Source organism: Roseateles sp. P5_B10, from assembly GCF_056400485.1.
Window position 1 is genome coordinate 1 of record NZ_JBFULE010001374.1, and the last position, 857, is coordinate 857.

The 857-nt window shown below is 65.2% G+C and carries 2 pseudogenes; both read right to left on the reverse strand.

From position 1 onward, the window contains the following. Positions 1 to 761, reverse strand: a pseudogene (locus AC1DU6_RS33420) (polynucleotide adenylyltransferase PcnB); the annotation flags it as partial. Then, positions 758 to 857, reverse strand: a pseudogene (locus AC1DU6_RS33425) (HAD-IB family hydrolase); the annotation flags it as partial. The pseudogenes AC1DU6_RS33425 and AC1DU6_RS33420, both read right to left, overlap by 4 nt.

The following is an 857-nucleotide window of genomic DNA, read 5'->3' on the forward strand; positions in this document are numbered from 1 at the left end:
ACATTGGCCAGCAACGCCGACGAGGCCTTCACCGGCGCCAGCGTCTTGGGCTCGAGCGTGAAGCCCAGCTTGGCGGCGAAGCGCACGGCGCGAATGATGCGGACCGGGTCCTCGCGGTAGCGGGTTTCGGGATCGCCGATCATGCGCAGCAGCTTGGCCTTGGCGTCGGCGAGGCCACCGTGGTAGTCCACCACCAGTTGGCGCTGCGGGTCGTAATACATCGCGTTGACCGTGTAGTCGCGACGGGCAGCATCCTCGATCTGCGGGCCCCAGACGTTGTCGCGCAGCACGCGGCCGCTGGCATCCACAGCGTGATGCTTGCCATCCAGCTCGGCTTTGCCCGTCTTCTCGTTGCCGGCGATGGCTTCCGATTCCGTCGGCAGCGCGCGGAAGGTCGAGACCTCGATCACTTCGTGCTCACGACCGCGGCCGTAGACAACGTGAACGATGCGAAAGCGCCGGCCGATGATGAAAGCGCGGCGAAACAGCCCCTTGACCTGTTCCGGCGTCGCATTGGTCGCGACGTCGAAGTCCTTGGGCCGCATGTTCAGCAGCAGGTCGCGCACGGCGCCGCCGACGATATAGGCCTCGAAACCCGCATCGGTCAACGTCTTGACGACCTTGACGGCGCGCTCGTCAAGCAGATCCGGGTTGATGCCGTGAACCTCGGCCGTCACCTCCACCCGTTTGCCCAGCGGGCTGGTCTTCTTGGGGGCTGCGGCGGGTTTGCCAAGCAGTTTGTCGATGAACTTTTTGATCATGCGAAGAGGTGCAACTGGGGCCAGCCCCGTTCGGCGGCGATCGCAGCGAGGGTCGGGCTGGGATTGGTCGCCACAGGGTGGCTGACGCGTTCAAGC